Source organism: Bradyrhizobium betae, from assembly GCF_004123905.1.
In the GTDB taxonomy this organism is placed as follows: Bacteria; Pseudomonadota; Alphaproteobacteria; order Rhizobiales; family Xanthobacteraceae; genus Bradyrhizobium; species Bradyrhizobium betae_A.
Genome location: NZ_MZXW01000030.1, coordinates 1 through 3,082, shown reverse-complemented (window position 1 = coordinate 3,082; position 3,082 = coordinate 1). Strand labels below are relative to the sequence as shown.

At 59.5% G+C, this 3,082-nt stretch carries 4 protein-coding genes; 3 read left to right on the top strand and 1 reads right to left on the bottom strand.

Going from position 1 to position 3,082, the window contains the following annotated elements:
• Positions 1-201: 201 nt before the first annotated feature.
• A complete protein-coding gene (locus tag B5V03_RS23795) occupies positions 202-435 on the bottom strand; it encodes a nuclear transport factor 2 family protein (RefSeq protein ID WP_129272827.1) in 234 nt (77 codons plus the stop codon).
• 46 nt (positions 436-481) lie between these two features.
• Between B5V03_RS23795 and B5V03_RS23790 the strand changes: the two genes are divergently transcribed.
• The 3 genes from B5V03_RS23790 (at position 482) to B5V03_RS23780 (ending at position 2,839) form a co-directional block, all read left to right on the top strand.
• Positions 482-1,249: an SDR family NAD(P)-dependent oxidoreductase gene (locus B5V03_RS23790; protein WP_129272826.1), complete on the top strand. Its 768-nt coding sequence runs from the start codon at positions 482-484 to the stop codon at positions 1,247-1,249.
• A 203-nt stretch (positions 1,250-1,452) separates the two neighbouring features.
• Positions 1,453-2,496 (top strand): hypothetical protein, encoded by a 1,044-nt coding sequence (locus tag B5V03_RS23785; RefSeq protein WP_129272825.1) that lies wholly within the window; start codon positions 1,453-1,455, stop codon positions 2,494-2,496.
• Between the two features lie 133 nt (positions 2,497-2,629).
• Complete coding sequence (locus tag B5V03_RS23780) at positions 2,630-2,839, top strand: YodC family protein (RefSeq protein ID WP_129272824.1); 210 nt, start codon at positions 2,630-2,632, stop codon at positions 2,837-2,839.
• Positions 2,840-3,082: the final 243 nt, after the last annotated feature.

The window sequence follows — 3,082 nt, the reverse complement described above, 5'->3', positions numbered from 1 at the left end:
CAGAACCTTCGCAAGATGGCCAAGCTGATCCCAATGCCCACCTTGGGGTAGAAACCGCCAAAGCCATTGGGCCGCATCGCGCTGACGCCAATACATCCGATTACTGTTTCCCTTTTTCAACGGAATCCCCCAATAGCGGTCCAGTTCGTGCGGCAACGCAGTATATCGGGATGGGCAACATGCAGACCTGGGCTGACCGGATCAGGTCTTGCGCAACTGCTCTTTCACTTCGTCTGGAAACGCCCCAAGCCGGTCTTCGCAGAGCGAAGTGTCCATACCCTCTTTGATCTCAACAATTTTTCCGGACGAGATCCGGTAGTGCAAGCAGCAATCGTTGTTGTAAGCACGGCCATCGAGGGCAGTCATGTTTCCCCTCGCTTCCACGACGACCCAATCATCGTCTGCGAGCTTCACAACGCGGCCAAGATCTTTCATGGTGAACCGAATCCAGCATCAGACGTCGTATCGGAGAACCATTTCAATGGACCTACAGCTTGCTGGCAAGAAAGCACTGGTGACCGGTTCGACGCGCGGCATCGGTTTGGCCATCGCCGAGCGCCTTGCGTTGGAGGGTGCCGAAGTCGCTATTGGTGCCCGCAGCAGCGACACCGTGAACGACACCGTCAAAGCACTTGAAGCCAAAGGAGCGAAAGCTTGGGGCCGGTCTGTTGACGTCAAAGACGCGACTGCACTCCGCGGCTGGGTTGAAAGCGCAGGAAAGGCACTAGGCGGTATCGACATCCTGATACCGAATGCTAGTGCCCTATCTTTCGGCCCCAGTGTCGAGGCCCTCCGATTGGCTTTTGATGTAGACCTTTTCCACACCGTGACCGCGGTTGAGGCGGCTATGCCTTATCTTGAGCGATCGCAATCGGGCAGTATCGTCGCGATCGGCTCGATCGGCGGAGTGGAGGTGTCGGAGCTAAACCCCCACTCAAAAGTATCCTACGGCGCAGTGAAAGCGGCGTTGCACTTTTACATCAAGTCACTCGCCCGCGATTTAGCGCCAAAAGGAATTCGGGCCAACGTGGTCAGTCCGGGGTCGACATTCGTCGAAGGTGGTCCATGGGAACGCGTAAAAAATGTACAGCCCGAACGGTTTCAGGCTGCGGTTGCGATGATACCAATGGGCCGCATGGCGCGCCCTGAGGAGATCGCCAACATCGTTGCGTTCACCGCGAGCCCAGCAGCTAGCTATGTCACCGGGGCAAATCTAGTGGCTGATGGAGCCTTTACGCGGACGATTTAGTTCAAGGCTCAGCGCGTGAGCGGGCTCGCCAGAATGGGGATTACGGTGACGTGCTGGACTGCACCCCGTAATTCCGGCGAACTTCTGTCGCGCGATTTCCGGCAACGCCCCTGCCCCACTTGAAGTGAACTGCCTCACAAGCCGCAGTCCGGGATTGCGGTACCCTCGCTCCATGGGGCGTGGAGTGAGAGTTGGAGGCAGCAATGGAGCAGGACCTTCCAAAGGACGCAGCACGCGCACAATCGTCGGCCGACGCAGGCGTCTGGCAGAGAATTCAATCCTGGGACAGCCGCCTGTCGGTCACCAAGGGATTGACGGCGGTCACCCTGCTGACCGGTTTTCTCGGCGGATATTTCCAGTATCTGAATTCCTACGAGCAGAAGGTCGGTGAGCAGGCCAAGGCCGACATGCAGAAGGCCACGGACACCTTCATCGAGATTTCAGACGCATTCGCCGAAGTGCAGATGCTGCAGGAAAGCATTCTGCCGGAGCGGCTCGGCTCGATGAAGGCGCAGGCAAGTCCGGCCTTCATACCCGTGGACACGAAGACGCTCGAACCGCTCGCAGACTATTGGAAGGCACGATCGGCCTTGCGGCGCAACGGCGCCATCTTTGCGCGCAAGGCGGAAATCTACATCGATTGGCCCAGCGACATGGAACGCGATGCCGCGGCCGAGCACACGCTGGACCAGGATCCCCTGACGGCAACGTTGCTCACGAAGTATAATTTCGACTGCGAGTCCGAGGCTAATCTTCCGCAGTTCAAAGGCGCGGCCTACAACGGAAGCGACCCGGGGCGTCCCAGCGAAGAGCTCTGCAACGACCCGACCGCCGACGGGCCGAAGGCCTATGTCCCCCTCTGCGCCAGGCTACCGGGCGGCGCGGTCGATCCCCTGCAGAAGGTCGTGGCCCTCAACTGGTGGAGCGCCAAACACCACGTTCTGGTGATGAACCATTGCTTCGAGACGCTGCGCGGCCAACCAAACGCGCTGGCATCGAGCGGCGATGCCCCGAATGATCGCAAGGCGGACACCATGAAGCCGCCGATCAACAACGAGCAAAGGCTGCAGTTTCAGGCCCGCCGGCTCGATGCGTTCATGACGCTGACCATGGCGCAGCTGGACCGTATCAGGGTGCGCTACCGGCCCACCGGATTCGTCTGTCACGTCCCCCTGGTGCGCGACGCGGTCAATCGGTTCAGCAGCCAGTGCCTGCCGATACAGCCGGCCAAAAGCGAACGCAGCTGAGCGGGCGCAGCTGAAACCGGCGCACACATGCCGCCGATGAAAACGCCCCTCGCCGCACGCCAGGCTCGCGTGATCGGCGTGTCATGACCGCCTGCTAGCCTCCTCCGGATCGATCAACCCGAAGGGACAATCCATGGAATTGAAAGCCGGCGATATCGTAATGCTGAAATCCGGCGGCCAGCCGCTGACGGTTGCGGAGGTCAAGGGCGACGACGTGCTCTGCCTCTGGATGGGCATGGAAGGCGATCTGTTCCGCGAGACGCTGCCGCTGGCAACTCTCATCCAGGTGGAAGAGGATGAGGACGACGAAGACGAGGAAGAAGACGACGAGGACGAGGAGTAGGCCCGTCTAAGGCCGGATCCTGGTTAAATCGGAGCGTTGCGCTCCGCCGCTCCTGATGTCCGCTTCTCTGCCAGCAACGGCGCCATAGCGGACATCACTTGATGTCGGAGAAGGGTCGATTGTGTTGAAAAAGGCGACTGTTGCGACGCAGAGGGATCAGTGATTCAGTCAGTCTAATTGGCAGGACTGAAGATCATGATGGGACATCGGCAAGTCGAACAGGCTGCGTTGTTCTACGAGTTC